Below are 25,969 nucleotides of genomic sequence, written 5' to 3' on the forward strand. Positions count from 1 at the left end.
AATTGATTAAAGGCAAAAAAAGCCGTTTTTACGCAATCGTTTTCCCACTTCACCGCCAAATCGGCGCCAATCCGCTTTTGCGCATATCCAAATCAAAAAATGAGATTTAAACAACGCGCCCGGTTGCTGGTAGGTTTAAAACACTTCCCATTGATTTTCTAATTAAACCTAACTTTTAGTTATAAGGAGTGGCAATGCGCGTTATATCACTGGCCGGTAGCCCACGTATCCCATCACGTTCCGCCGCGCTGCTCTCGCTGAGTCAGAACTGGCTGCGGCAGCAAGGGGTGGAAGTGACGGCCTATACCCTGCACGACTTTGACGCCGAAGACCTGCTGTACGCCAACTTCAACAGTCCGGCGATCAAGGCGTTTGCCGAGCAGCTGGCGCAGGCCGACGGCCTGCTGATTTCCACGCCGGTTTATAAAGCGTCGTTCTCCGGCGCGCTGAAAACCCTGCTGGACCTGCTGCCGGAACGCGCGCTGGATCATAAGGTGGTGCTGCCGCTGGCGACCGGCGGTTCCGTCGGCCACATGCTGGCGGTGGACTATGCGCTGAAACCGGTGCTGGCGGCGCTGAAAGCGCAAGAGGTGCTGCACGGCGTGTTCGCCGACGACAGCCAGATCCAACTGACCGGCGAAAGCGCCACGCTCACCGACGCCGTGGCCGCCCGGTTGGAAGAGGCGCTCGCCAGTTTCTATTTGGCGCTTGGCCGCCGCAAACCGCCCGCGCTGCGCGTCGCCTCGCCGCTGACGGCGCGTCAAACCGCCTGACATGCCTGGAAAAGGAGGGCCTGAATGAAACAACGCAACGCTTTGCGACGTTGGCTGAGCGCCGCGGCCTTCACCGGCCTGCTGTCGCTGGTCTGGGCCAACGCCGCCGTCGCGCAGGATCCGGCGCAATTTCGCATCGGTTACCAGAAAGGATCGGTGAGTCTGGTGCTGGCGAAAAGCCACCGGCTGCTGGAGGAACGCTTCCCCGCCACCCGCATCAGTTGGATTGAATTTCCCGCCGGCCCGCAGATGCTGGAGGCCTTGAACGTCGGCAGCATCGATCTGGGCAGCACCGGTGATATTCCGCCGATCTTTGCGCAGGCCGCCGGCGCGGATCTGCTGTATGTCGGCGTTGAGCCGCCCAAACCGAAGGCCGAAGTAATCCTGGTGCCGGAAAATAGCCCGATCAAAACCGTCGCCGATCTGAAAGGCCATAAGGTCGCGTTCCAGAAAGGATCCAGCTCACATAACCTGCTGCTGCGATCGCTGCAAAAGGCCGGACTGAAATTTACGGATATCCAGCCCGCCTATTTGACGCCCGCCGATGCGCGCGCCGCATTCCAGCAGGGCAACGTCGATGCCTGGGCTATCTGGGATCCTTATTATTCCGCCGCGCTGCTGCAGGGCGGCGTGCGGGTGCTCGGCGACGGCACCGATCTGAACCAGACCGGTTCCTTCTATCTGGCGGCGCGCCCCTATGTCGAAGCCAATGGCGCCTTTATCAGCCAGGTCCTGACGGTGCTAACCCAGGCCGATGCACTCACCCGCAGCGACCGGGCGCAAAGCGTGACCCTGCTGGCCAACGCCATGGGGCTGCCGGAACCGGTGATCGCCAGCTATCTGGATCACCGCCCCCCGACCGCCATCACACCGCTAGATGCGCATACGATCGCCGCGCAGCAGCAAACCGCCGACCTGTTTTACGCCAACCGGTTGGTGCCGGTGAAGGTCGACATCTCGCAACGCATCTGGCGCCCAAGCGCGCAATAAATACGGGGGAACATTGACGATGAGCCTGAACGTTTTCTGGTTTTTACCCACCCATGGCGACGGCCACTATCTTGGCAGCGCGCAGGGCGCTCGCAGCGTCGATCACGGTTACTTGCAGCAGATCGCCCAGGCGGCGGATCGGCTGGGATTCGGCGGTGTGCTGATCCCCACCGGTCGCTCTTGCGAAGACTCCTGGCTGGTGGCCGCCTCGTTGATCCCGGTCACCCAGCGGCTGAAGTTTTTGGTTGCGTTGCGGCCGGGCATCATCTCCCCTACGCTGGCGGCGCGTCAGGCGGCGACGCTGGATCGCCTGTCCAACGGGCGCGCGCTGTTCAATCTGGTCACCGGCGGCGATCCGGAAGAGCTGGCGGCGGAGGGGTTACATCTCAGTCATGAAGAGCGTTACGAGGCCTCGACCGAGTTCACTCATATCTGGCGCCGGGTACTGGAAGGCGAAACCGTCGATTTCGACGGCAAGCATATTCAGGTGAAAGGGGCCAAGCTGCTGTTCCCGCCGGTGCAGCAACCGCGCCCGCCGCTCTATTTCGGCGGATCCTCCGCCGCCGCGCAGGATCTGGCCGCCGAACAGGTAGAAATGTACCTCACCTGGGGAGAGCCGCCGGCGCAGGTCAAAGAGAAGATCGAGGAAGTACGCGCCAAAGCGGCGGCGAAGGGCCGACAGGTGCGTTTCGGCATCCGTCTGCATGTCATCGTGCGGGAAACCACCGAAGAGGCCTGGCGCGCCGCCGATCGGCTGATCGCCCACCTCGATGAGGAAACCATCGCCAACGCGCAGCAAGCCTTTGCGCGCTTCGACTCCGTCGGCCAACGGCGCATGGCGGCGCTGCACGGCGGCAAGAAGGACAACCTGGAGATCAGCCCGAACCTGTGGGCCGGCATCGGCCTGGTGCGCGGCGGCGCCGGCACCGCACTGGTGGGCGATGGCCCGACGGTCGCCGCACGCATGCAGGAATACGCCGATCTGGGCATCGACACCTTTATTCTCTCCGGCTATCCGCATCTGGAAGAGGCCTACCGCGTCGGAGAACTGCTGTTCCCTCACCTCGATCTGGCGCAGGAAGAAACGCCTGCGCGCCTTCAGCCGGTGCGCCCGCAGGGCGAAGTGGTGGCCAACATTTATGTTCCGCAAAAAGTGTCGCAGAGCTGAGGAGCGCCCCGATGGCAAATAACGTACAACGCATCCTTTACCGGCTGGCCCCTTGGGCGCTGCCGCTGGCGCTGGTGATCCTCTGGCAAATCGCCGTCGAAACTGGCTGGCTGTCCAACCGCATTTTGCCGGCGCCGAGCGCGGTGCTCGCCGCCTTCTGGCGCCTGAGCCAAAGCGGCGAGCTGTGGCAGCACCTGAGCATCAGTAGCCAGCGCGCGTTGATCGGCTTTGCCATCGGCGGCAGCATCGGACTGATCCTCGGTTTTATTACCGGGCTGTCGCACTGGGGCGAACGTCTGTTGGACAGCTCGGTGCAAATGATCCGCAACGTGCCGCACCTGGCGCTGATCCCACTGGTGATCCTGTGGTTCGGCATCGATGAATCCGCCAAGATCTTTCTGGTGGCGCTCGGCACGTTGTTCCCGATTTATCTCAATACCTATCACGGCATCAAAAACATCGATCGCGGCCTGCTGGAGATGGCGCGCAGCTACGGTCTGAGCGGTTTTCGCCTGTTCACGCAGGTGGTGCTGCCGGGCGCATTGCCGTCGATTATGGTCGGCGTGCGTTTCGCCCTCGGGTTCATGTGGCTGACGCTGATCGTCGCCGAAACCATCTCGGCCAATTCGGGCATCGGCTACCTGGCGATGAACGCGCGTGAATTTCTGCAAACCGACGTGGTGGTGGTGGCGATCGTGCTGTACGCCCTGCTCGGCAAACTGGCGGACGTGGGCGCGCAGCTGCTTGAGCGCGTCTGGTTGCGCTGGCATCCGGCCTATCAACTGAAACAGGGAGAAGCGCTATGACCCTTCCCGCTCGCCTTGCACAAGGCACGCCGGTGACGCTGGAGTCCATCGGCAAACGATACGGCAACCGCACGGTGCTGGACAATATTCAGCTGCGCATTTCCGCCGGGCAGTTCGTGGCGGTGGTCGGCCGCAGCGGCTGCGGCAAGAGCACCCTGCTGCGCCTGTTAGCCGGCCTGGAACAGGCCAGCAGCGGCGCGCTGCTCAGCGGCAACGCGCCGCTTGCCGCCGCCAAAGAGGATACCCGGTTGATGTTTCAGGATGCGCGCCTGCTGCCGTGGAAAACGGTGATCGACAACGTGGGCCTGGGGCTGCGCGGCCACTGGCACGACGCGGCGCTGCAGGCACTGGACGCGGTCGGTTTGGCGGATCGCGCCCGTGACTGGCCGGCGGCGCTGTCCGGTGGACAAAAGCAGCGGGTCGCCCTGGCGCGCGCGCTGATCCACCGCCCCCGCCTGCTGCTGCTGGACGAACCGCTCGGGGCTCTGGATGCCCTGACGCGCATCGAGATGCAAGGGCTGATAGAGACACTGTGGCAACAGCACGGTTTTACCGTACTACTGGTGACGCACGACGTCAGCGAAGCCATCACGCTGGCGGATCGGGTGATCCTGATTGAAGAGGGCCACATCGGACTGGATCTGAGCATCGATCTGCCGCGGCCACGCCGCAAAGGTTCGGCCAGGCTGGCGGAACTGGAAGCTGAAGTGCTGGAGCGGGTATTATCACCGCCGGTCACCGCGGCCAGCTCACGCCAGGCGGCGAATTGAACGAAAAAAGGACGGCGCAGGCCGTCCCTTATCTATATCAGCGTGAAAAGATCAGGCGTCGAGCGCCTTACTGATCTTCTCGTACAGATCGCCGGACAGGTTTTCCAACCCTTTCAACTGTTCCAGCGCCTTGCGCATCAGCGCCTGACGGCCCGCGTCGTAACGCTTCAGGCGAATCAGCGGTTCAATCAGGCGCGCGGCGATCTGCGGGTTGCGCTGGTTGAGATCGCTGAGGATCTCCGCCAGGAACTGATAGCCGCTGCCGTCCGCGGCATGGAACGCCGCCGGGTTGCCGGAAGCGAAGCCGCCGATCAGCGAACGGGTGCGGTTCGGGTTGCTCAGGCTGAACGAGCGGTGTTGCAGCAGCGCGCGCACCTTGCTCAACACGTCTGCCGATGGGCTGCTGCCCTGCAGCACGAACCATTTGTCCATCACCAGGCCATCCTGATGCCAGCGCTCGTCGAACGCCGCCAGCAGCGCATCGCGGCACGGCAGCTGGGCCGCGACCGCAGCAGACAGCGCCGCCAGCGAGTCGGTCATGTTGTCCGCCTGGCGATACTGTTCGCTCACCAGCTGGTCCGCCAGCACCACATCTTCGCCGAACGCCAGATAGCCCAGGCACACATTACGCAAGGCGCGCTTGGCGATCTCGCCATGCTCCACGCGGTAGCCGTCGGTCTTGTTAGCGTGATACACCGCCAGCCACTCATCGGCCAACTCCCGCGCCAGGCAGCGTACGATCGCTTCGTGCACCGCGGCGATCGCTTCTGGATCGATAGTGGCGAACAGCTCGGCGATTTCGTTCTCCGACGGCAAGGTCAGGATCTGCGCCGCCAGCGCCGGATCCAGTTTTTCGTCCAGCAGCACCGCGCGGAACGCATCGGCCACGTGCAGCGGCAGCGACAACGGCTGCTTCTGCTGGTGCCGCGCCACGTTCAGTTTGATGTAGGTCGCCAGCAGGCTCTGCGCCGCATCCCAACGCGCAAACTCATTGCGCGCGTGCTGCATCAGGAAGGTCAGTTGCTGATCGCTGTACGGATAATCCAGTTTCACCGGCGCAGAGAATTCACGCAGCAGCGACGGCACCGGCTTGTGCGCCACGCCGTCGAACACGAAGGTCTGCTCCGCTTCGGTGACGTTCAGCACGTTGTTGACCGGCAGGCCGCCCTTCTGCAGCGCGATGACGTTGCCTTCGCTGTCGTACAGCTCGATATCCAGCGGGATATGCAGCGGCAACTTCTCAGGCTGTTCGGCGGTCGGCGCGGTTTTCTGGCTGACATGCAGGCGATATTGCTGAGTTTCCGCATCGTACTCGTCGCGCACCGTCAACAGCGGCGTGCCGGACTGACTATACCAACGGCGGAAGCGCGACAGATCCACGTTGGACGCGTCCTCCATCGCCTGTACGAAGTCATCGCAGGTGGCGGCGCTGCCGTCGTGGCGTTCGAAATAGAGCTGCATTCCTTTCTGGAAGTTCGCTTCCCCCAGCAGGGTGTGCATCATGCGGATCACTTCAGAACCTTTTTCATACACCGTCAGGGTGTAGAAGTTGTTCATCTCGATCACTTTGTCCGGGCGGATGGCGTGCGCCATCGGGCTGGCGTCTTCGGCGAACTGCGCGCCGCGCATTACGCGCACGTTATCGATGCGGTTGACCGAGCGCGATCCCAGATCGGAACTGAACTCCTGATCGCGGAACACCGTCAGCCCCTCTTTCAGGCTGAGCTGGAACCAGTCTCGGCAGGTCACACGGTTACCGGTCCAGTTGTGGAAGTATTCGTGGCCAATCACCGCTTCGATGTTCAGGTAATCCTTGTCAGTGGCGGTTTCCGCCTTCGCCAGCACATATTTGGAGTTAAAGATATTTAACCCTTTGTTCTCCATCGCGCCCATATTGAAGAAATCGACCGCCACGATCATATAAATGTCGAGATCGTATTCCAGACCGAAGCGGGTCTCGTCCCACTTCATCGAGTTCTTCAGCGACGTCATCGCCCAGTCGGCGCGATCCAGATTGCCGCGATCGACGAACAGCTCCAGTGCGACCTTACGGCCGGAACGGGTGGTGAAGCTGTCGCGCAGCACGTCGAAGTCCCCCGCCACCAGCGCGAACAGGTAGCAAGGTTTCGGGAACGGATCCTGCCATTGCACCCAGTGGCGGCCATCGGCCAATTCACCCTGGCCAATGCGGTTGCCGTTTGACAGCAGGAACGGATAGCGCGCCTTGTCGGCCACGATACGGGTGGTAAAGCGCGCCAGCACGTCCGGGCGATCCTGGTAATAGGTAATGTGGTGGAAGCCTTCGGCTTCGCATTGCGTGCACAGCGCATCGCCGGACAGGTACAGCCCTTCCAGCGCGGTGTTTTTCGCCGGGTGAATGTCGTTGACGATGGTAAGAGTGAATTGTGCCGGCAACTCATCGATGATCAGCTGGTTATCCTGCTGACGGTAGGCGCTCCACGGTTGGCCGTCGACCTGAATGCTCACCAGCGTCAGATCTTCACCATCCAGCACCAGCGGTGCACCGACCGTGCCCTGACGTTTGATTTTACTGACGGCGGTCACGCGCGTGGTTTCCGCGTCCAGACTGAAGTCCAAATCGATATCGGTCGTGGTGTAATCGGGCGCGCGATAGTCGTGGCGGTATTTTGCCTGTGGCTGTTGTGTCATAAAAACCCTTAAACATCTCAGTGAGTTATAGGTGCCAGGCCGCTCTTCCCCTTCGTACCGCAGCCGGTGTGTTTCCCGGCAGCGCGCGGCGGGCCTGAATTGTGAATAAACTGTATCACAGCTGGCCGAAAAGCCCAGAGCCGCCGGGCGACCACGATAGAGAAATCAGAGGCAAATCATAAATCGTCCGTCTGGCGGCAGCGCGGGTGACCAATGGCCAAATAAAAATCAGCATTTAATGCTAAAAAACCACCATCGGGGGGCGCCGGCATAGTTGAGGCGGCTCAGGCGGCATGGTGGTATAATTGCGGCATCAGGCCCAGGGATGACTCGCACTATGAAAATCAAATACGCAATCTATTTTTTTACCCTGTGCCTGATGACCTCCTTCTCTCTGTTCATTGTCGATGAGCTGCTTGAAGCCCATACCGATTACCGCGACAACCAACTCAACCTGTACAAAATTGATCGCGCCAAAGAAATCTCCGAAGCCTTCCAGGCGGCGCTGCAGGCTCACCGTCTCAAACGATTGAGCCTGATCGATCCTCAGATCACCCGCGCGCAATGTTTGGCCGCCGATCGGGTGGCGCGCGAGAGAATCACCCGGATCCGCGAACATCTGGACGATGAGGTCGCCAGACAGCTCGGGGTTCGGCAAAAAATTGCTGCGCTGTCGATGATCGGCCTGATGGAACAGTTGCTGGATAATGACAACCTGCAGCTTTCGCAGATCAATAACACCAACGCTAATCTGTTCAACATCAACAGCGCCTATTACATCTCGCAAACCAGCAAGAGCTATTACCGTTATACCTACGATACCCGGATGGTGGATACCGACTCCTTTATGTTTCTCGAGGCCATCCGTCTCAATAATCGGCTGAATATGTCACTGACGGAATTGAGCGATCAGATTATCGACGTCAATGTAAGCCCGCTGGTTCGCAAAGACGCCTATCTGAAGTCCATTCAACTGACCGGCGTGCTGAACGCCCTGAGCACCCGATTGATCTTCATGAAGATCAACTACGACGATGGACAAATCACCGACATCGTCAATGCGTTACTCGCCCAGGTGTCCGCTGAACGCCTTCAACAGATTACCGATGGGCTGTACACCGCTATCGATACCCACAAGCCCTATCCCACAGCGCTTATCTCGCGCTATGTCGACGATGTGAGCGGGCTTTCGCAGGCGCTGTATCAGCGCAGCTTCGAATTGGAAACCCTCGCCTCGCGCCACAAGATTTACGACAGCCAGACGACCATTTACGGCATGATCGCACTTGCCGGCCTGGTGGTATTGCTGTTCATTTTGCCGGCGCTGGTGTTCTGCACCAGCATCAACCGTTGGCTGACCAAGACCCACAACAATATCGTACGGCTGTCGCGCGGTGAGATGAATATCGATCGCAACGACGCCTTCTACAGCCAGGAACTGATCGCCATCAGCGACGCCATTCAGCAGCTCAGGCAATACCAGTTGGACAAGGTCTCGCTGGAGAGCGAGAAACAACTGCTGATTAAAGAGCTCGAGGCCTCTTCCTTCCTCGATCCGCTCACCAATATCTACAACCGTCGTAAATTCTTCCTTGAATCTCAGCTGCTGGGCGACGGCAGCTACCCGCAGGCCTTTTGCCTGATCGATATCGACAACTTCAAACAGCTCAACGACAGCTACGGCCACGACGTGGGCGACCGGGCGCTGGTGGCATTCGGACACCTGCTGCAACGCGCGTTCCGTGCCAGCGACATTTTCTGCCGCTACGGCGGCGAAGAGTTTGCGGTGCTGCTGGGTAACTGTTCGTTGGACAACGCGCGGGACATCATGGAGCAATTGCGCGCCCGCACTCATCGCCTGACGCTACACCTGGCCGACGGACGGCAAGTGCATTTCACCACCAGCTGCGGCATCGCGCCGGTCAACGCGTTCACCGCACTGCAGGCGGCGATCAAACAGGCAGACGAAGCGCTCTATTTTTGCAAAAAGAGCGGCAAGGATCGGGTCAGCGTGCATACCGAAGCCGGCTTTATCTGATTCGCTGTTTAAAATAATTAACATTATAATTTTTATGACTAATTAGGGTAAGTCATTCACCTTACAGGCATATCTGGCTTTTTTTTCTCCCCGTCGCCGCCAGGCCGTCATAAAGGCACGTTTAATCCTCGACCCGCTTTGGTGATTTATGGTGTGATGCAGCTTCAATAACAGGATAATCCGGGTATACTCCACCCCCACTTTTATGATTATCCGGATTTGGACACGCGCCTGACGAGGATGCTGTAACGCGCTATGACTCAATACGCTTCCCCGATTTTGACATCACTGCTTGATACCGATGCTTATAAGCTTCATATGCAGCAAGCAGTGTTCCATCGCTATCCCGCGATCAGCGTGGCGGCGGAATTCCGCTGCCGCGGCGACGAACTGTTGGGCGAATATGCCGACGAGATCCGCGCGCAGGTGGCGCTGATGAGCCGGCTGGCGCTGACCGACGCCGAATTCGCTTATCTTTCGGGTCTGCCCTTCTTCCGTCAGGATTACCTGAACTGGCTGCGCACGTTCCGCTACGATCCGCAGCAGGTCACCATCGACAACCGCGACGGCAAACTGCACATCCGCATCGCCGGCCCCTGGCGTGAAGTGATCATGTGGGAAGTGCCGTTGCTGGCGGTGATCAGTGAAGTGGTGCACCGCCGGCGCTCGCCGCTGGCGACGCCGGAACAGGCGGTGGCACATCTGCAAACCAAGCTGGCGCAGTTCAAGGCGCTGGCGGGCGATCTGGACCTTTCGCGCTTCAAGCTGATGGACTTCGGTACCCGTCGCCGTTTCTCTCAGGGCGTGCAGCAGGCCATCGTCAGCACCTTGCAGGCCGAATTCCCGTACCTGTCGGGCACCAGCAATTACGATCTGGCTCATCAGCTCGGCCTGGCGCCGGTCGGCACGCAGGCGCATGAATGGTTCCAGGCGCATCAGCAGATAAGCCCGGTGCTGGCCAACAGCCAGCGCGCCGCATTGCAGGCCTGGCTGGATGAATACCCGGATCAGCTCGGCATCGCGCTCACCGACTGCATTACCATGGATGCTTTCCTGCGCGACTTCGGCCCGCAGTTCGCCGAGCGTTATCAGGGGCTGCGCCACGATTCTGGCGATCCCGTCGAGTGGGGTGAGAAAGCCATTGCCCACTATCAGAAACTGGGCATCGATCCGATGAGCAAAACGCTGGTGTTCTCGGACAACCTGGATCTGGAAAAAGCGCTGGCGCTCTATCGCCACTTCTATCAGCGCATCAATCTCAGCTTCGGTATCGGCACGCGCCTGACCTGCGATATTCCGGGCGTTAAGCCATTGAATATCGTGATCAAGCTGGTCGAATGCAAAGGCAAGCCGGTGGCTAAACTCTCCGACAGCCCCGGCAAGACCATCTGCCAGGACCAGGCCTTCGTCAGGGCCCTGCGCAAAGCCTTCGATCTGCCGCTGGTGAAGAAAGCCAGCTGAACCGCCTCTATATAGAAAGAAAGCCGGCCTGGTTCACGCGCCGGCTTTTTTGTTTTTATCCCGACCGCCCTCTTTTCAGTCAGCCGCAATAAATGTTGCGCCAATCCGATGATTTCTGCTTGTGCTCTGCACCGCGGCAAGTAACATAGCCATTACCCCCATATTCTTGGGTTGTAAGCTATTTCTAAACCAAATTATTAAAGAGAGAAATCTATGAGCGTAGTGCCTGTAGTCGACGTACTGCAAGGTCGTGCTGCGGTTGACAGTGAAGTCACCGTACGCGGCTGGGTACGTACCCGGAGAGATTCAAAAGCTGGTATCTCCTTCCTGGCCGTCTATGACGGTTCCTGCTTTGATCCGTTACAGGCCGTCGTTAATAATTCTCTGCCGAATTATCAGGATGAAGTGCTGCATCTGACTACCGGTTGTTCGGTTGAAGTCACCGGCAAAGTCGTCGCTTCACCGGGCGAAGGCCAGAGCTTCGAACTGCAGGCTACCGCGATCAAAGTGGTCGGCTGGGTCGACGATCCGGACACTTACCCGATGGCGGCCAAACGTCACAGCATCGAATACCTGCGCGAAGTGGCTCACCTGCGCCCGCGTACCAACCTGATCGGCGCCGTGGCGCGCGTGCGTCATACGCTGGCGCAGGCGATTCATCGCTTCTTCCATGAAAATGGCTATTTCTGGGTGTCCACCCCGCTGATCACCGCCTCCGATACCGAAGGCGCCGGCGAGATGTTCCGCGTGTCCACGCTGGACCTGGAAAACCTGCCGCGCACCGACAAGGGCGCCGTCGACTTCAGCGAAGACTTCTTCGGTAAGGAAGCCTTCCTTACCGTTTCCGGCCAGCTGAACGGCGAAACCTACGCTTGCGCGCTGTCGAAGGTTTACACCTTCGGCCCAACCTTCCGCGCCGAAAACTCCAACACCAGCCGCCACCTGGCGGAATTCTGGATGATCGAGCCAGAAGTGGCCTTCGCGACGCTGGACGACGTTGCCGGCCTGGCCGAAAGCATGCTGAAGTATGTGTTCCAGGCGGTGCTGGATGAACGCGCCGACGATCTGAAATTCTTCGCCGAGCGCGTGGATAAAGACGCTATCGCTCGTCTGGAGCGTTTCGTTTCTTCCGATTTCGCCCAGGTGGACTACACCGACGCCATTGAGATCCTGCTGGCCTCGGGCCAAACCTTCGAAAACCCGGTTTCCTGGGGTATCGATCTCTCTTCCGAACATGAACGTTATCTGGCGGAGAAACACTTCCAAGCGCCGGTGGTGGTGAAAAACTACCCGAAAGACATCAAAGCGTTCTATATGCGCATGAACGAAGACGGCAAAACCGTTGCGGCCATGGACGTGCTGGCACCGGGCATCGGCGAAATCATCGGCGGCTCGCAGCGTGAAGAACGCCTCGACGTGCTCGATCAGCGTCTGGAAGAGATGGGTCTGAATAAAGAAGACTACTGGTGGTATCGCGATCTGCGCCGCTACGGCACCGTGCCGCATTCCGGTTTCGGCCTGGGCTTTGAACGTTTAATCGCCTATGTCACCGGCGTGCAAAACGTGCGCGATGTGATTCCATTCCCACGCACGCCACGTAACGCAAGCTTCTAATTTATACGATCACTCGTTTTTTAAACGATTTCGTTACAAAACAAAGGCCAGCCTCGCTGGCCTTTCGCATTTTTTAATATTGACGCACGTCACAAAGTTCCCGAAAAATTACATTTGGTTACACATACTTTCCTTTTGCAACCTGATTGGGACATTGGTATCATTTTCGTCCTAGATTAACCCGCCTGTGAATGGAACACTGCGTTCAGACACAGGACGACACCAATCTATCAACAATAGTTCCCAAAGAATTATTGGCGGCAGTGGCAAAGGTGTCCGAATAACACCAATGAGGGTAATAATGATGAAGCGCAACATTCTTGCAGTGGTTATCCCGGCTCTGTTGGCTGCTGGTGCAGCAAACGCAGCTGAAATCTACAACAAAGACGGCAACAAGCTGGATCTGTACGGCAAAGTTGACGGTCTGCACTACTTCTCCGACGACAAAGGTAACGACGGTGATCAGACCTATGTTCGTTTCGGCTTCAAAGGTGAAACTCAGATTACTGACCAACTGACCGGTTACGGCCAGTGGGAATACAACGTCCAGGCTAACCACTCCGAATCTCAGGGCACCGAAGGCACCAAAACCCGTCTGGGCTTCGCCGGTCTGAAATTCGCTGACTACGGCTCCTTCGACTACGGCCGTAACTACGGCGTACTGTACGACGTGGAAGGCTGGACCGATATGCTGCCAGAGTTCGGTGGCGACACCTACACCTACACCGACAACTTCATGACCGGCCGTACCAACGGCGTTGCGACCTATCGTAACAACAACTTCTTCGGTCTGGTTGACGGTCTGAACTTCGCTCTGCAATACCAGGGCAAAAACCAGAACGACGGTCGTAACGTCAAGAAACAAAACGGCGACGGCTGGGGTATCTCCTCTACTTATGACATCGGCGAAGGCGTAAGCTTCGGCGCTGCATACGCTTCCTCCAACCGTACCGACGACCAGAAACTGCGTTCCAACGAGCGTGGCGACAAGGCTGATGCATGGACCGTGGGTGCGAAATACGACGCCAACAACGTTTACCTGGCGGCGATGTACGCAGAAACCCGTAACATGACCCCGTTCGGCGGCGGTAACTTCGGTGCAGGCTGTGCAGCTACCGATGACAAGTGCGGTGGCTTCGCGAGCAAAACTCAGAACTTCGAAGTGACTGCTCAGTACCAGTTCGACTTCGGTCTGCGTCCAGAAGTGTCTTACCTGCAGTCTAAAGGTAAAAACCTGAACGTCCCAGGCGTAGGTTCTGACCAAGATCTGGTTAAATATGTTTCTGTTGGTACCACTTACTACTTCAACAAAAACATGTCCACCTACGTTGATTACAAAATCAACCTGCTGGATGACAACGAGTTCACCAAAGCAACCGGCACCGCTACCGACGATATCGTAGCTGTTGGTCTGGTGTACCAGTTCTAAGTTGTCTCGCTTAACGGCGGTTTACCGTCGGCTAAGTTAAAAAAACAGGGCTTCGGCCCTGTTTTTATTTGTGTCTTCCGGTAACGTTTTATCCTGCAGATTTCCCCTTCCCCATCATTTTTTCTGTCGAATCCTTCCCGTTCACAAGATCGCGGTGTTTTTATCGCAAACGGTTGGCAAAGCCGATAACTGGCGCTACCCTGATGCTTCTGTCTGCTTAACTCCGAGATTTGGAAGCACCTGACATGTTTGAAAAAATCACCGCCGCACCCGCCGACCCGATCCTGGGCCTGACCGACATTTTCCGCGCCGACGCCCGCCCGAATAAAATCAATTTAGGGATTGGCGTTTATAAAGACGAAACCGGTAAAACCCCGGTGTTAACCAGCGTAAAGAAAGCTGAACAGTATCTGCTGGAAAATGAGACCACCAAAAACTATCTCGGCATTGAAGGCATCCCGGCGTTTGCCAGCTGCACGCAAGTGCTGCTGTTCGGTAAAGAGAGCCCGATCGTCGCCGATCGTCGCGCACGCACCGCACAGACGCCAGGCGGCACCGGTGGCCTGCGCGTGGCGGCAGACTTTATCGCCAACCAGACCAGCGCCAAGCGCATCTGGATCAGCAACCCAAGCTGGCCGAACCACAAGAACGTCTTTAGCGCCGTGGGCCTGGAAGTCCTGGAGTATGCCTACTACGACGCCGCCAACCACGCATTGGATTTCGACGGCCTGCTGAACAGCCTGAAACAGGCCCAGGCCGGTGATGTGGTGCTGTTTCACGGCTGCTGCCATAACCCGACCGGTATCGATCCAACGGCGGAACAGTGGGCACAGCTGGCTGAGCTTTCCGTGGCCAATGGCTGGCTGCCTCTGTTCGACTTCGCCTACCAGGGCTTCGCCAAAGGTCTGGAAGAGGATGCGCAGGGCCTGCGTATTTTCGCCGCCAAACATCAAGAGCTGATTGTCGCCAGCTCCTACTCAAAAAACTTCGGTCTGTACAATGAGCGCGTCGGCGCTTGCACCATTGTAGCTGCCGATGCCGAAACCGCCGAGCGCGCCTTCAGCCAGGTAAAAGCGGCTATTCGCGCCAACTACTCCAACCCGCCGTCACACGGCGCCGCCGTTGTCGCCACCATTTTGGGTAACGATGCGCTGCGCGCGATGTGGGAGCAGGAGCTGACCGACATGCGCCAGCGCATTCACCGCATGCGTCAGCTGTTCGTGAACACCCTGCAGGAAAAAGGCGCCCAACAGGACTTCAGCTTCATCATCCAGCAGAATGGCATGTTCTCCTTCAGCGGTCTGACCAAAGAACAGGTGCTGCGTCTGCGCGAAGAGTTTGGCGTCTACGCCGTGAACTCAGGCCGGGTGAACGTGGCCGGCATGACGCCGGACAACATGGCACCGCTGTGTGAAGCCATCGTCGCCGTGCTCTAAATGCATCGACACAGGTCATAAATCATAAAAAAAGGGCGCTCTATGCGCCCTTGATTATTTCTGCCGGGAAATAATCGCTACCACACTGCCGGCTCTTCGCGCAGGAACGGGTTGGTCTGGCGCTCGTGGCCAAAGGTCGACATCGGGCCGTGGCCAGGAATAAAGCGCATATCGTCGCCCAATGGCAGCAGCTTGGTGCGAATAGAGGCGATCAGCGCCTGATGGTCACCGCGCGGGAAGTCGCTGCGCCCTACGCCACCGTTAAACAGCACGTCGCCCACCAGCGCCAAACGCGCTTGCTCATTGATAAAGACGATGTGGCCCGGCGTATGCCCGGGGCAGTGCAGCACCTTGAGCGTCATTTCGCCCACCTGCATCTCATCACCTTCTGACAGCCAGCGAGTCGGCGTCAGCGGCGCACACTCTTCCAGCCCGAACATCCGGCTCTGCGCCGGCAAACCATCCAGCCAAAAAGCGTCTTCTTTATCCGGGCCGTAAATCGGCACCTGATAATGGTCCGCCAGCTCCGCCGCCGCACCAACATGATCCAAATGGCCGTGGGTCAGCAAGATCTGAGTGATCATCACCCCCTGCTGCGCGACTTCCGCTTTGATTTTTTCCGCTTCACCGCCGGGATCGACCAACGCCGCTTGCTGCGTGTTTTCACACCAAATCAGGCTGCAGTTCTGGCTAAAAGCGGTAACGGGAATAAGATGGTATTTCATAAGGCTCCAACGACAATAACGCCGCTTCCGCAAGGGGCGGCGTTATTCACTGACGGCACAGCGGTTACCAGGTCCGAACCGGGCCGGTATCGATGTGTACGAAGTTGCTACGTGGGTAATATCCTACACCACCGGCGCGCATTTTTAACGCCGCTTTACGGATATTACTCAATTGGATACCTTCGATGTGGAAATCCATCGCCTGGCCCTTGGTGTGGTAGCTGTGCTTGGCCACGCCGCGGCTGTGTGCGCGCAATTCGTTGTTAGTATCTACGGAACGGTATCCGGAGATCAGCTGCACCGGCTTGCTGGTGCCCAGCAGCCCCTGCAGACGATAAAGGTGATCAAACAAGCGGGGATCGATCGATTTAACCTTGTTAGCGCGATAATCGCGGAACAGATGATTTAACCGCACCAACTCTTCTTTATTGTAACCTTTGCCGTCAAAGAACTCGGCTTTAATAGATTCACCGGTATTCAGGTTATTCAGCACTAAAATACGCGGTCGAGCGGTGGAAAGACTGGCAAACGCCTGCCCTGGAAGCAGCGCTATGCCCATAGCAGCGCCACCTAGCGCCAGCCATTTACGGCGGTGATGATCAATTTTGTCCATGACTCTGTTAAACCCGGCAAGAATGTCAAAATAAATGCACAAAGCAGCGCACTGTCCGAACCATAACCGCCTGCGTATGCTGAGTCAACCCGCGATACGCCTAGGTTTACAGGCCCCCGGCTACGGGGGCCTGCGGTATAGCCAAACATTCTGACCGTTATTTATTTATAATTACTGCATTTACTGCATTAATTTTTTGGCCTGAGCCAAAATTTGTGCGCCCGATCGCACCGTATTATCATAATTGTAAATATCTGTACGGAATTGCGGTTGGCCGTCATCCGAAACCCAGGCGGTCAGATAATACAGTTTTACGGGAATACGCTGGCGAATATTCACATAAGTGGTATTCCCCTCTTTCAGCGTGGAAGACACGCGGCTGTTGTTCCAGCCGGCGTCCTGCAGCAGCATATTCGCCAAATCGGACGCCTTATTCACCCTCACGCAGCCGGAGCTGAGCGCGCGGATGTCTTTCTGGAACAGGCTGTGGTTCGGAGTATCGTGCAGGTAGATGGCGTCCGAGCTCGGCATATTGAACTTGAAGCGCCCCAGCGAGTTGGTCGCTCCCGGCGCCTGACGGACGCGATACGGGAAGTTACGCGCAGAGACCATGCTCCAGTCGATCATAGACGGGTTGATCACTTCTGCATCGTTACTCCAGCCCGACAGCACGGTGTAGCCGTGTTTCTGGAAATAGTTACCGTCGCGCATCGCCTTCGGCACGATATCCTCACGCACCAGCGTGGTCGGCACGTTCCAAGGCGGGTTGACCACCACGTTGTTCAACGCGCTGCTCATCAGCGGCGTCTTGCGGCTCGGCCGCCCGACGATAACGCGGGAGGACAACACTTCGTTGCCGTTCTGATAGTAGGTCAGCGAGTAATTGGGAATGTTCACCATAATGCCGGTGCCGACATGCCCCGGTAAAATTCGCAGACGTTGGATATTCAACGCCAACAGCGCGGCACGGGTTTTCGGTGACACGTTGAGCCACTCGCGAGTGCGCACGCCGATCACGCCGTCCGCCGTCAGCCCCTGCCATTTCTGGAAGCGCTTGACGCCCTCCGCCAGCTCGTCGGTATAGAGGTTGTCGCTCACCACGCTGCCGATCTGCGGCGGCGTCTGTTCCGCGGTCAGCTCCGTCACCGGCGCCGCCGATGGGCTGACCGTCACGCGGCTTTTCTCTTCGTCTACCGTCAGCCCGCCGTCGTCGGGCTCATTGCTCTTCGCCGAGACCACCGCCGGTTCCGCTTCCGCTTCCGGCGCCGAGGTGGCCAGCATACCGGTGCGCGTCAGGATCTCACGCAGCGCCGGGATATCATTGCTCATTTGGCCTGGGCGCAGGCTCGGGCCACTGCCCACCTGGGGCCAAGGGCGATTGTCCGCCAGCAAGTCGCGCAGCGCCTGATGCATCTTGGCGTATTGCGGATGTTGCGGCGCGAGCGAATTCACGTAGCTCAGGGTACGCGCCTGGCGCACCGCCAGCTGCCACTGATTAATCACTGCGGTGGGCGGCAAGCCAAGCTTGTAGGGAATATTGCTGTACAGCCAGTTGTTGCCGTTGGCGCCGATCGCGGACACGAACTGCAAATAGCCCAGCATCGCATCGGACAACACCACATCGCGGCCCACTTCATTGAGCGCCGGATCGGTCAACATCTTCACCCACTGGGTGAACTGCGGCTGCACGCCGGACATCGCCAGCTCGGCCAGCTGCTGCTGAAACTGCTGAACGGCTTCGCGATCCTGCCACATCGGCTGCATATGGTTCGCCGCATACAGCGGCGCCAGCGTGGACAGGTAGTGCAAATCCATGCCGCGCGGCAACGCGGCCAGCAGTTCAGAACGGCTCTGCGCAACGGACATGCCTGCTGATGCCACTGGTAACGCCGCTACGGTGGCCGATGCGGAAAACGACGACACAAGACTACAGGCGATAGCGCCACTCAGCGCCAAACGTCGTAGAGAGTTTCCCTTTTTAAGCAACATCCCTTGCCCCCTGTATGCTCACAAAAAAAACGTCAAAAACTGCATATAGTTTCAGTATACAAACAGAAAGGCCGTTTCGCCCTGCGGGCGTCGAATTACTGTTTATCTGATTAAACTAACCGCTTTTCAACGGATAAAAAAGCAGGACTATCATCCACGCGTACAAAAAAATAGCCACCCTACGGCGGCTATTTTCGGATTTTTAGGGCGTTTTTCTACCTTACTGCGTTTCAACCGACGCAGTGCCCAGCGCCGGCGGCTCGCCGGCAAAACCGCGCAACCCCACCACGTGCACATGCTCGTGGTTCTGGAACACCTTACGCACCAGTTTATAGGTGGTGCCCTTCTCTGGACTGATGTTTTCCGGCGCCGCGATGATGAGCTGCATCTCCAAACGGTCGCACAGTTCGAACAGCGTGGCGATCGACTTGGCATCCAGACGCGCCGCTTCATCGAGGAACAGCAGGCGACACGGCGAGATGTCTTTGCCGCGCAGACGGCGGGACTCTTCTTCCCAGCTCTGTACCACCATCACCAGAATTGACATCCCGGTACCGATGGCTTCACCGGTCGACAACGCGCCGCTTTCCGCACGCAGCCAGCCGTCGGAGCCACGGTACACTTCTACTTCCATCTCCAGATAGTTGCGGTAGTCCAGCAACTCTTCGCCGATGGTCTGTGGCGTGCGCTGCCCCATGTCGATCTGCGGATTCAGGCGCTGGTAAAGCTTGGCCAACGCTTCGGAGAAGGTCAGGCGGTTACTGTTAAACAGATCCTGATGTTGTTCCTGTTGCTCAGAGAGCACGTCCAACAGGGTGGCGTGCGCTTCTCGCACATTGACGTTCAGGCGCACGCTCTTCACCTGGCCGAAGGAAACGGCCTGCAGCCCCTGGTTCAGCATGCGAATACGGTTCTGTTCGCGCTGAATGGTTTTGCGAATGATGTTGGCCACGCTTTTCGAACTGATCGCCAGCTTCTGCTCGCGCGCGGTCAGCTCTTCGGTTAGACGGCCCAGCTCGATCTCCATCTGCTCGATGGCCTCGACCGGATCGTCGGTGCGAATGATGTCCTGGCGGATACGCTCGCGCAGGTGTTGGTACACCGCGATATAGAACTGAATCTTGCGCTCCGGCCGCTTCGGATCTTCCGACAGGCGCAACACGTCTCGCAGGTGTTCGTTGTCCGCCACGGCCAGACGCAGCGCACCGAGCGCCTTATCCGACATCGAACGCAGCTCGTCGCCATCCATATACGCCAGCTCGCGGCGATGCAGGCGGCGTTCCACGCCATTGTCTTTCACCAGACGCATCACCGCGCACCAGCCCGCCTTGGCGGTCACCACCTGCTCGCGCAGCTGATGATAGTCGCGTTCCAGCTTGCGCAGTTTCTTCTGCAGGCCATCCATTTCGGCTTCGCAGAAGGTCAGCTGTTTCTCCAACTGATTGCGACGAGCACGGTTGTTGCTCAACGCCGTATGCAGCTCGTCGCGGCGCTGGCGCGCACGCGCTTCGGCGTTGGCGTCGGCCTGCACGCCGATATCTACCAGCTCCTGGCTCAGCTCTTTCAGCATGTCGCGCTTGGCGTCATACGAACTTTTCAGCGAGGCCAGCACCTGGCTGTACTGGGTGAACTGGGTTTGATACTGACGCAGCTGTTCACGGGCACGGGCGCGTTCGGCTTCCGCCTGCTCCAGGCGCTGACGCAGCTTGTCGTTGAGATCGTTGTTGGCATTCTGCATGCCGGCGGAGTCGGTATAGCTGAAATGCGCGCGGCGCTGCACCACTTCCGTCAGCGCGAACGCCTGCTGTTTGGCCTGGCGCTGCACGCTTTGCGCCTGCGCGTAGTCCTGCTGCAGCTGTTCATGCTGCTGCGGATCGCTCTGCAGCACCGACAGCAGCGGCTCCAGCTTGGTCAGCGACACGCCGTGCTGCTGAATATGACGCGCGGCGTCCTGCGCCTCTTCCAGCTCTTCGCGGATCTCGTCGACACGATCCTGCAGCGTTTCATCGTTCAGCAACGATACCAGCGGCATCAGGCGGTTGAGCGCGGAAATGCCCTCTTTGGCCTGATCGTACTGCTGACGCTGCTGCTGGTTCTGCGCTTCGTGATTGTTCAGCGCGCGTTCGATTTCGCCACGGCGGGCGCTCAAACCGCGGATCTCCGCTTCCGGATCAGCGTCGAACGCCACCGCCAGATGGGTGCCGATAAAGCGGCTGAAGGCCTGGTGTGAACGCTGGGTTTTCTGCACGTCGAACGACAGCGTGGCGTAACGCTCCGCCAGCGTTTCACGCTCGGCATGCAGCACTTCCAGACGGTTTTCGCGCGCCGCGCGGCCGAACAACGGCACTTCCGGATAACGAGAATAACGCCACTGGCGATCGGCGATCTTCACCACCACCGCTTTGTCCTGCTCTTCGACGGCGAACACGCTGTCATCGAACGACTGCGGATCCCCTTCGATCAGGTAAAGATCTTCCGGGCAATCTTCCAGCCCTTCCAGCATTTCGCGCACCAGCGACAGATCCGGCACCACGATGGCGTGGCGCGAAGGGCCGTACAGCGCCGAGAAGTAAGGCGCGTCGTCGATGGTGACATCATCGTAAATTTCCGACAGCAGCACGCCGCCGAAACGTTCGGCCAGCGTGACCAGGCGTTGATCTTCCGCGCCGCCCGGCTGGCTGAGACGTTCGATCTGCGCTTCCACTTCACGTTTGCGGGCCGCCACTTCGTCGCGCTCGACGGTGGTTTCACGCTCGCGCTCCAGCAGCTGCTGCATGTATTCGGTCACCTGCTGGCTGTTTTCCAGCGGCTCTCCGCTCTGATCGCTGAGCTGGCCCAGGGCGTCCTGCGCCGCCAGCCACACCGGGGCACGCGCCGTCAGCTCACGGATGCGCTGCTGGATCTGCTCCAGTTCCTGGCGCATCTCCATACGGCGTTCACCGGCTTCGCTGACATTCTGCGACAGCGCTTCCAGGCGCTCTTCCAGCTCCTGTTGCAGCATGTCGAGATCGTCCGGCTGGTACTCTTGGCCATGGCGTTTGCAAAATTCGTTCAGCAGGCGTTCGGCGTCCTGCTGCGAGCGCAGGCGCTGTTCCAGTTCGCTCAGGCGCAAACGCAGCGGCTGAACGCGCTCGGCGAGGTGTTGCTGCGAAGGCCAGTCGCGCAGCAATTCGCGCGCGCACTGCCAGGCTTCGCTGCGGCTGACCTGGCCGGCGATTTTACCCACCAGCTGATAGGCCTGTTCGAACTGGCCGTGTGCGGCGTCGGCCACGCTCAGCTTCTGTTCCAGCATCAGCAACGCTTCGGTCGCTTCCTGCTCGCGGGCCTGGAAGGTGTCTAGCCACTGTTCGGCGTTGTCGGCGGTCAGATCCGGCAGTTGGCACAGCGCGCGCGCGCGCTCCAATGCCTGCAGCGCCTGTTGGTACTGAATGGCGCGGGTCTGCTGCACGTCGAGCGCCTGCTGGTAGTCGGCCAACTGGCTCTTCAGTTCGTCCACTTCCAGCTCGGCCGCTTCGGCGCGCGCCTCGTTTTCGGCCTGCTGCTCGCTCGCCTCGGCCACCACTTCGTTCTGCTCTTCCAGACGGTAGGTCAGCTCTTCCAGATCGGCTTCATAGCGTTCGATCTTCTCCTGCTGACGCATCGCCGTCTGCACCAGATTCAGGTGGTCGCTGGCGGCCTGGTAATCGGTTTCCAGATCGGATTCGGCGCCGCTCTGTTCGCTCAGCTCGCGCGCCATTTCCACATGGCGATACTGTTCGGCGGCCAGCTGCTTGCGGCTGCCCAACAGCTCGCTGCGCAGCGCCAGCGCGCCGTCCAGATGGATGCGGCGTTCGTTGGCGTGGCGCATATAGTCCGCCGCCACATAGGAGGTGGCCTCGGAGATCAAATGCTTGAACAGGTCGCGATCCGACTGGGTGACGCGGATTGCTTCCAGCGTCATGCGGTTTTCGCGCAGCGCCGCTTCCATGTCCTGGAACGCCTTGCGCACGCCGCTGTTTTCCGGCAGCAGGTAATCGCGCAGCGAGCGGGTGATGGCGCTGGAGATACCGCCGTACAGCGACGCTTCAATCAGACGGTAGAACTTGCTGCGATCGGCGGACGAACGCAGACGTTTCGGGATCACGCCCAGATCGAACATCAGCGAGTGATAATCGGTGATGGAGTTGAACTGCTTGAACTGCACGCCCTCCATCTCTTCCACACGCTCTTTCAGCTCTTGCAGCGACAGCACGCGCGCCTGGCGATCGCCCACGGTCTGGGTCAGCAGTTCGGTCGGCTGTACCGCGGTCGGCAGGCCCTGGATGGTGAAAGGTTTGATGTCGACCTTACGATCGCGCCCTGCCACCTGCTGCAGGCGCACACCGACCACCACGCGCTGGTGGCGCGAGTTGACGACGTCGAGGGTGGAGTAACACACGCCGGCACGCAGCTTGCCGTGCAAGCCTTTGTCGCGCGAACCGCTGGTGGCGCCCGCTTCGGTGGTGTTACGGAAGTGCAGCAGCGTCAGGTCGGGGATCAGTGCGGTGACGAAGGCCGCCATGGTGGTGGACTTCCCCGCCCCGTTACCGCCGGACAGCGTGGTCACCAGCTCATCCAGATCAAAGGTACGGGCGAAGAAACCGTTCCAGTTAACCAGCGTCAGCGAGCGAAATTTACCGCGTTCAATCATTCCTGTTCATCCTCTGCACCGTCAGGAGCGTTATCAACCTGCTGATCCTCAGCGTCATTCTCATCGTTCAGCGACAGGCTGGTTTCAACCGGCATCGCCTCGCCGTCGCGAATCATGCGCAGCTGCGCTTCACGCGGATCGTCGCCGCTGCGCACGTCGGCGCCGAAGCGGAACACCGCCTCGGTAATGCGGAACTTGCTGCTGTCATTGCCCATGAAATAGACCATGCCGAGGCGGCGCAGGCGGTTCAGCGAGGTGCGCACCTTCTCGTGCAGCTTCTGCCGATCGAGATCCGAACCGGTGGAGCGCTGGTTGACGAACTTCAGCAGCTTGTTCTCATCCGCCAGGCTCAGCAGCTCGTCGTACAGCTCCTGATGGCTGAAAATGCCTTCGTGCGCCAGGCGCTCGGGGCTGAGATACAGGTAGCACAAGATCTTGCCGACCATCATATCCAGCTCGGACAGCACCGAACGCGGGATCAGCGTGGTGGAGCGCGGGCGCAAATAGAAGAAACCTTCCGGCGCCCGAATCAGCTCGACGCTGTAACGGTTGTAAAATTCTTCCAGCTCATCCTGGAAATCCATTAAAAAGGCGTGGTTGTCCAGTTCATCGATACCGATGTGACGACCCGCACGCAGTTGGCTATCCAGCGCCGGGAACAGCGAGTTGGACAGCGCCTTGGCCAGCTTGACTGGCATTACTTGTTCAATATTTGTCGATGACATGGGCCTGGACCTTGGCTCCGTAATCATTGATTGCCTGCCATTCCGCCGGCAACCCTGAGAAATCTGCTTCAGCCACACCGAGGCGCACTGCCTGGTCGACCACTAAACGTGCCACGTCGAAATGACGCGCACGCGGATATTGCGCCAGGTAATCGCGCATCACCGCTGCAAGATTGAGCGGCATCTGCTGTTCCTGGTACACCTTCAGCGCCTCTTCGATCATCGCCGCCAGCTGTTCGCGAATTTCGCTGAACTCTTCGAACTCCAGATCCGGCGGCAGTTCCCCGGTCACTTCCTCGCTGCGCAGCGCCAGTTCTTCGTCGCGCATGTCCAGCAGACGATCGGCATTGGCATGGGTCAGCGCCCAAGGGTGGTCGAAATAGGTTTGCACCGACTGGCGCAAGCGTTGGGCGAACACGCGGTTTTTATCCATATCGATAGCGGTACGGATAAATTTATGTACGTGGCGATCGTAGCCGATCCACAGGTCGATCGCCTGCTGACCCCAACTGATGATGCGATCCAGCTTGCTCTGCAGATCGAACACCAGCTTGTCGACGAAGCCGAGCTCCACGTTGCCGAGGGTTGCGTCCTGGATGCGCAGCAGATTGGCCTGCAGCTTGTCGCCCGCCGCATCCAGCGTATCCTGCAGTTCGCGCAGGGTGCCCGAGGTTTCCGACAGCAGCATTTCGCAGCTGGAGATCGCCGCCCGCCAGTCTTTGCTCAGCAGCGCCGCGATGTCGTTTTTCACGCTCTGCTGCTGCTCGTCCATCACACGTTGCGTCATGTCGATGCTGTCGAAGATTTCCGCCACCGAATATTTCAACGGCGCGAACACGTTGCGATGCCAATGGAAATCGTCGCCGCCCTCGTCGGCGGCATCGGCGGCGCGTTTGAGTTCCTGCGCCACGATCGACAGCTGCATCGACAGACGCAGCGTGGAGAATTCGCGTTGGCGAATATAGTAATCGGTAATGCCGATACCCAGCGGCGTCAGGCGGTAAATCGCGTTGCCGTCCGCCAATTCGCTGGTAAAGCGGTTCAACAGGCGCTGGCGCACCATGTCGTTGATCGCATTGTTGGCGCGCATCGCCACCGTTTCATGCGTCTGTTCAAAACCCTTGCTGACATGGCGAAATGCATCAACCAGCTCACCTTCGCTCATCTCGCCGTCCAGCCGTTCGCCATTCAGGGTGGCGATGGCGAGCAGAAATGCGAGACGCTCCGTAGGGAGCGAAATAGAGAAATCATTTTTCCGTGCCCAGGCGACCAGTTCGGGTACTGTCTGGGAAAATTCACTCATAGTTCGTCCTTCAGGTTTGGTTTATGCGCCATGACGTGAATATAGCGCCCCAAACTCACGTACGGCTCCTGCCGGCAATAGTGCTGTTCAAGCGCCAGTAACTCTTCAAATTTTTGTGTTTGCAGCTGTCTGCTCTGCAGGTAGTCGTGAAACACCCGCACGCCGGTTTTGCCGCTGATGCGCATGCCCAGCTGTTCCAGCCAGCCATAGACCAATAGCGGATCGTGCGGATATTGTGGCGACAGCGAACGCTTGCGGCGCCGTCTGACTTCGGGATCCACCAGTTGGAAGTTACCCAACACCACGTTACGCATCAAGAGGCCGTTAGCGTTGAAGAACATCAGCGACAGCGCGCCACCCGGCGTCAGACAGTCGTACAATGCCTGCAGTGCCGCTTCGGGTTCTGCGATCCATTCAAGCACTGCATGAAACAATATCAGATCAACCGGCTGTTCCAAATGTTGAGCGATATCCTGCGCAGAACTTTGTACGAATTGCATGTTCTGGCTCACACCTTTCTGCTCCGCCAGCTGCGCGGCGCGCTGGATCATCTCACCAGAAAGATCGCACAACAACACCTGATGTCCTAATTCTGCCAGTTGGCAGGCCATATGGCCTTCCCCGCCCCCGGCGTCAAGGATGCGCAGCGGCCGCTGCGGCAACTGCGCCAGCAGCCCGGTCAGATCCTGCCAAACCACCGCCTGGCGGATTTTTCCTTTCGTGGTGCCGTAAATATTACGCGCAAATTTTTCAGCAATATCGTCAAAATTGCGATCCTGCATGGACAACG

The 25,969-nt window shown here is 58.7% G+C and carries 18 protein-coding genes; 10 read left to right on the forward strand and 8 right to left on the reverse strand.

What is annotated here, in order from left to right:
* The first annotated feature begins 194 nt into the window (after window positions 1-194).
* The 5 genes from ssuE to ssuB are packed head-to-tail and all read left to right on the forward strand — an operon-like array spanning window position 195 to window position 4,507.
* Window positions 195-773, forward strand: coding sequence for an NADPH-dependent FMN reductase (gene ssuE, locus RE418_RS22140; protein ID WP_043137622.1), 579 nt, complete (start codon window positions 195-197; stop codon window positions 771-773).
* A gap of 24 nt (window positions 774-797) precedes the next feature.
* Complete coding sequence (locus RE418_RS22145; RefSeq protein ID WP_049295343.1) at window positions 798-1,763, forward strand: sulfonate ABC transporter substrate-binding protein; 966 nt, start codon at window positions 798-800, stop codon at window positions 1,761-1,763.
* 19 nt (window positions 1,764-1,782) lie between these two features.
* Window positions 1,783-2,931, forward strand: a complete 1,149-nt coding sequence (gene ssuD, locus RE418_RS22150) for an FMNH2-dependent alkanesulfonate monooxygenase (protein WP_025302298.1) — start codon at window positions 1,783-1,785, stop codon at window positions 2,929-2,931.
* An 11-nt stretch (window positions 2,932-2,942) separates the two neighbouring features.
* The gene (gene ssuC, locus RE418_RS22155; RefSeq protein WP_049204257.1) at window positions 2,943-3,737 is read left to right on the forward strand and encodes an aliphatic sulfonate ABC transporter permease SsuC; all 795 of its coding nucleotides are present in this window, start codon (window positions 2,943-2,945) and stop codon (window positions 3,735-3,737) included.
* Window positions 3,734-4,507 (forward strand): aliphatic sulfonates ABC transporter ATP-binding protein, encoded by a 774-nt coding sequence (gene ssuB, locus RE418_RS22160; protein ID WP_025302296.1) that lies wholly within the window; start codon window positions 3,734-3,736, stop codon window positions 4,505-4,507. Before ssuC ends, ssuB begins: the two co-directional genes overlap by 4 nt.
* Window positions 4,508-4,558: 51 nt before the next feature.
* On the opposite strand, the gene pepN is transcribed toward ssuB, so the two are convergent.
* The gene (pepN, locus tag RE418_RS22165; RefSeq protein ID WP_089180743.1) at window positions 4,559-7,177 is read right to left on the reverse strand and encodes an aminopeptidase N; all 2,619 of its coding nucleotides are present in this window, start codon (window positions 7,175-7,177) and stop codon (window positions 4,559-4,561) included.
* A 337-nt stretch (window positions 7,178-7,514) separates the two neighbouring features.
* Here pepN and RE418_RS22170 point away from each other — a divergent pair, with 337 nt between their 5' ends.
* The 5 genes from RE418_RS22170 to RE418_RS22190 all read left to right on the forward strand — a co-directional run bounded on the left by RE418_RS22170 (window position 7,515) and on the right by RE418_RS22190 (window position 15,155).
* Window positions 7,515-9,215 carry a GGDEF domain-containing protein gene (locus RE418_RS22170; protein ID WP_025302294.1) on the forward strand — a complete coding sequence of 567 codons (1,701 nt, stop codon included), beginning with the start codon at window positions 7,515-7,517 and terminating at the stop codon, window positions 9,213-9,215.
* A gap of 255 nt (window positions 9,216-9,470) precedes the next feature.
* On the forward strand, window positions 9,471-10,676 hold the full coding sequence (gene pncB / locus RE418_RS22175) for a nicotinate phosphoribosyltransferase (RefSeq protein WP_043137639.1): 1,206 nt from the start codon (window positions 9,471-9,473) through the stop codon (window positions 10,674-10,676).
* A 213-nt stretch (window positions 10,677-10,889) separates the two neighbouring features.
* Entirely contained in the window at window positions 10,890-12,290 is a 1,401-nt protein-coding gene (asnS, locus tag RE418_RS22180; protein WP_004928205.1) for an asparagine--tRNA ligase, read from the forward strand.
* A 301-nt stretch (window positions 12,291-12,591) separates the two neighbouring features.
* Entirely contained in the window at window positions 12,592-13,719 is a 1,128-nt protein-coding gene (gene ompC, locus RE418_RS22185; RefSeq protein WP_043137642.1) for a porin OmpC, read from the forward strand.
* A 245-nt stretch (window positions 13,720-13,964) separates the two neighbouring features.
* Complete coding sequence (locus tag RE418_RS22190) at window positions 13,965-15,155, forward strand: amino acid aminotransferase (RefSeq protein WP_043137645.1); 1,191 nt, start codon at window positions 13,965-13,967, stop codon at window positions 15,153-15,155.
* 77 nt (window positions 15,156-15,232) lie between these two features.
* Here RE418_RS22190 and RE418_RS22195 read toward each other — a convergent pair whose 3' ends face one another.
* The 7 genes from RE418_RS22195 to cmoM all read right to left on the reverse strand — a co-directional run bounded on the left by RE418_RS22195 (window position 15,233) and on the right by cmoM (window position 25,961).
* A complete protein-coding gene (locus tag RE418_RS22195; RefSeq protein ID WP_025302290.1) occupies window positions 15,233-15,880 on the reverse strand; it encodes an MBL fold metallo-hydrolase in 648 nt (215 codons plus the stop codon).
* 64 nt (window positions 15,881-15,944) lie between these two features.
* On the reverse strand, window positions 15,945-16,493 hold the full coding sequence (locus RE418_RS22200) for a YcbK family protein (RefSeq protein WP_025302289.1): 549 nt from the start codon (window positions 16,491-16,493) through the stop codon (window positions 15,945-15,947).
* Between the two features lie 180 nt (window positions 16,494-16,673).
* Complete coding sequence (gene ldtD / locus RE418_RS22205) at window positions 16,674-18,482, reverse strand: L,D-transpeptidase (protein WP_025302288.1); 1,809 nt, start codon at window positions 18,480-18,482, stop codon at window positions 16,674-16,676.
* 220 nt (window positions 18,483-18,702) lie between these two features.
* On the reverse strand, window positions 18,703-23,151 hold the full coding sequence (mukB, locus tag RE418_RS22210) for a chromosome partition protein MukB (RefSeq protein WP_049208026.1): 4,449 nt from the start codon (window positions 23,149-23,151) through the stop codon (window positions 18,703-18,705).
* The gene (gene mukE / locus RE418_RS22215) at window positions 23,148-23,876 is read right to left on the reverse strand and encodes a chromosome partition protein MukE (RefSeq protein WP_004928226.1); all 729 of its coding nucleotides are present in this window, start codon (window positions 23,874-23,876) and stop codon (window positions 23,148-23,150) included. Before mukE ends, mukB begins: the two co-directional genes overlap by 4 nt.
* Window positions 23,857-25,179 (reverse strand): chromosome partition protein MukF, encoded by a 1,323-nt coding sequence (gene mukF / locus RE418_RS22220; RefSeq protein ID WP_004928228.1) that lies wholly within the window; start codon window positions 25,177-25,179, stop codon window positions 23,857-23,859. Before mukF ends, mukE begins: the two co-directional genes overlap by 20 nt.
* Window positions 25,176-25,961, reverse strand: a complete 786-nt coding sequence (gene cmoM, locus RE418_RS22225; RefSeq protein WP_047568321.1) for a tRNA uridine 5-oxyacetic acid(34) methyltransferase CmoM — start codon at window positions 25,959-25,961, stop codon at window positions 25,176-25,178. The genes mukF and cmoM overlap by 4 nt, the downstream gene beginning before the upstream one ends.
* Window positions 25,962-25,969 lie beyond the last annotated feature (8 nt).

It is taken from the genome of Serratia sp. szju (assembly GCF_044594185.1).
Taxonomy (GTDB): Bacteria; Pseudomonadota; Gammaproteobacteria; order Enterobacterales; family Enterobacteriaceae; genus Serratia; species Serratia bockelmannii.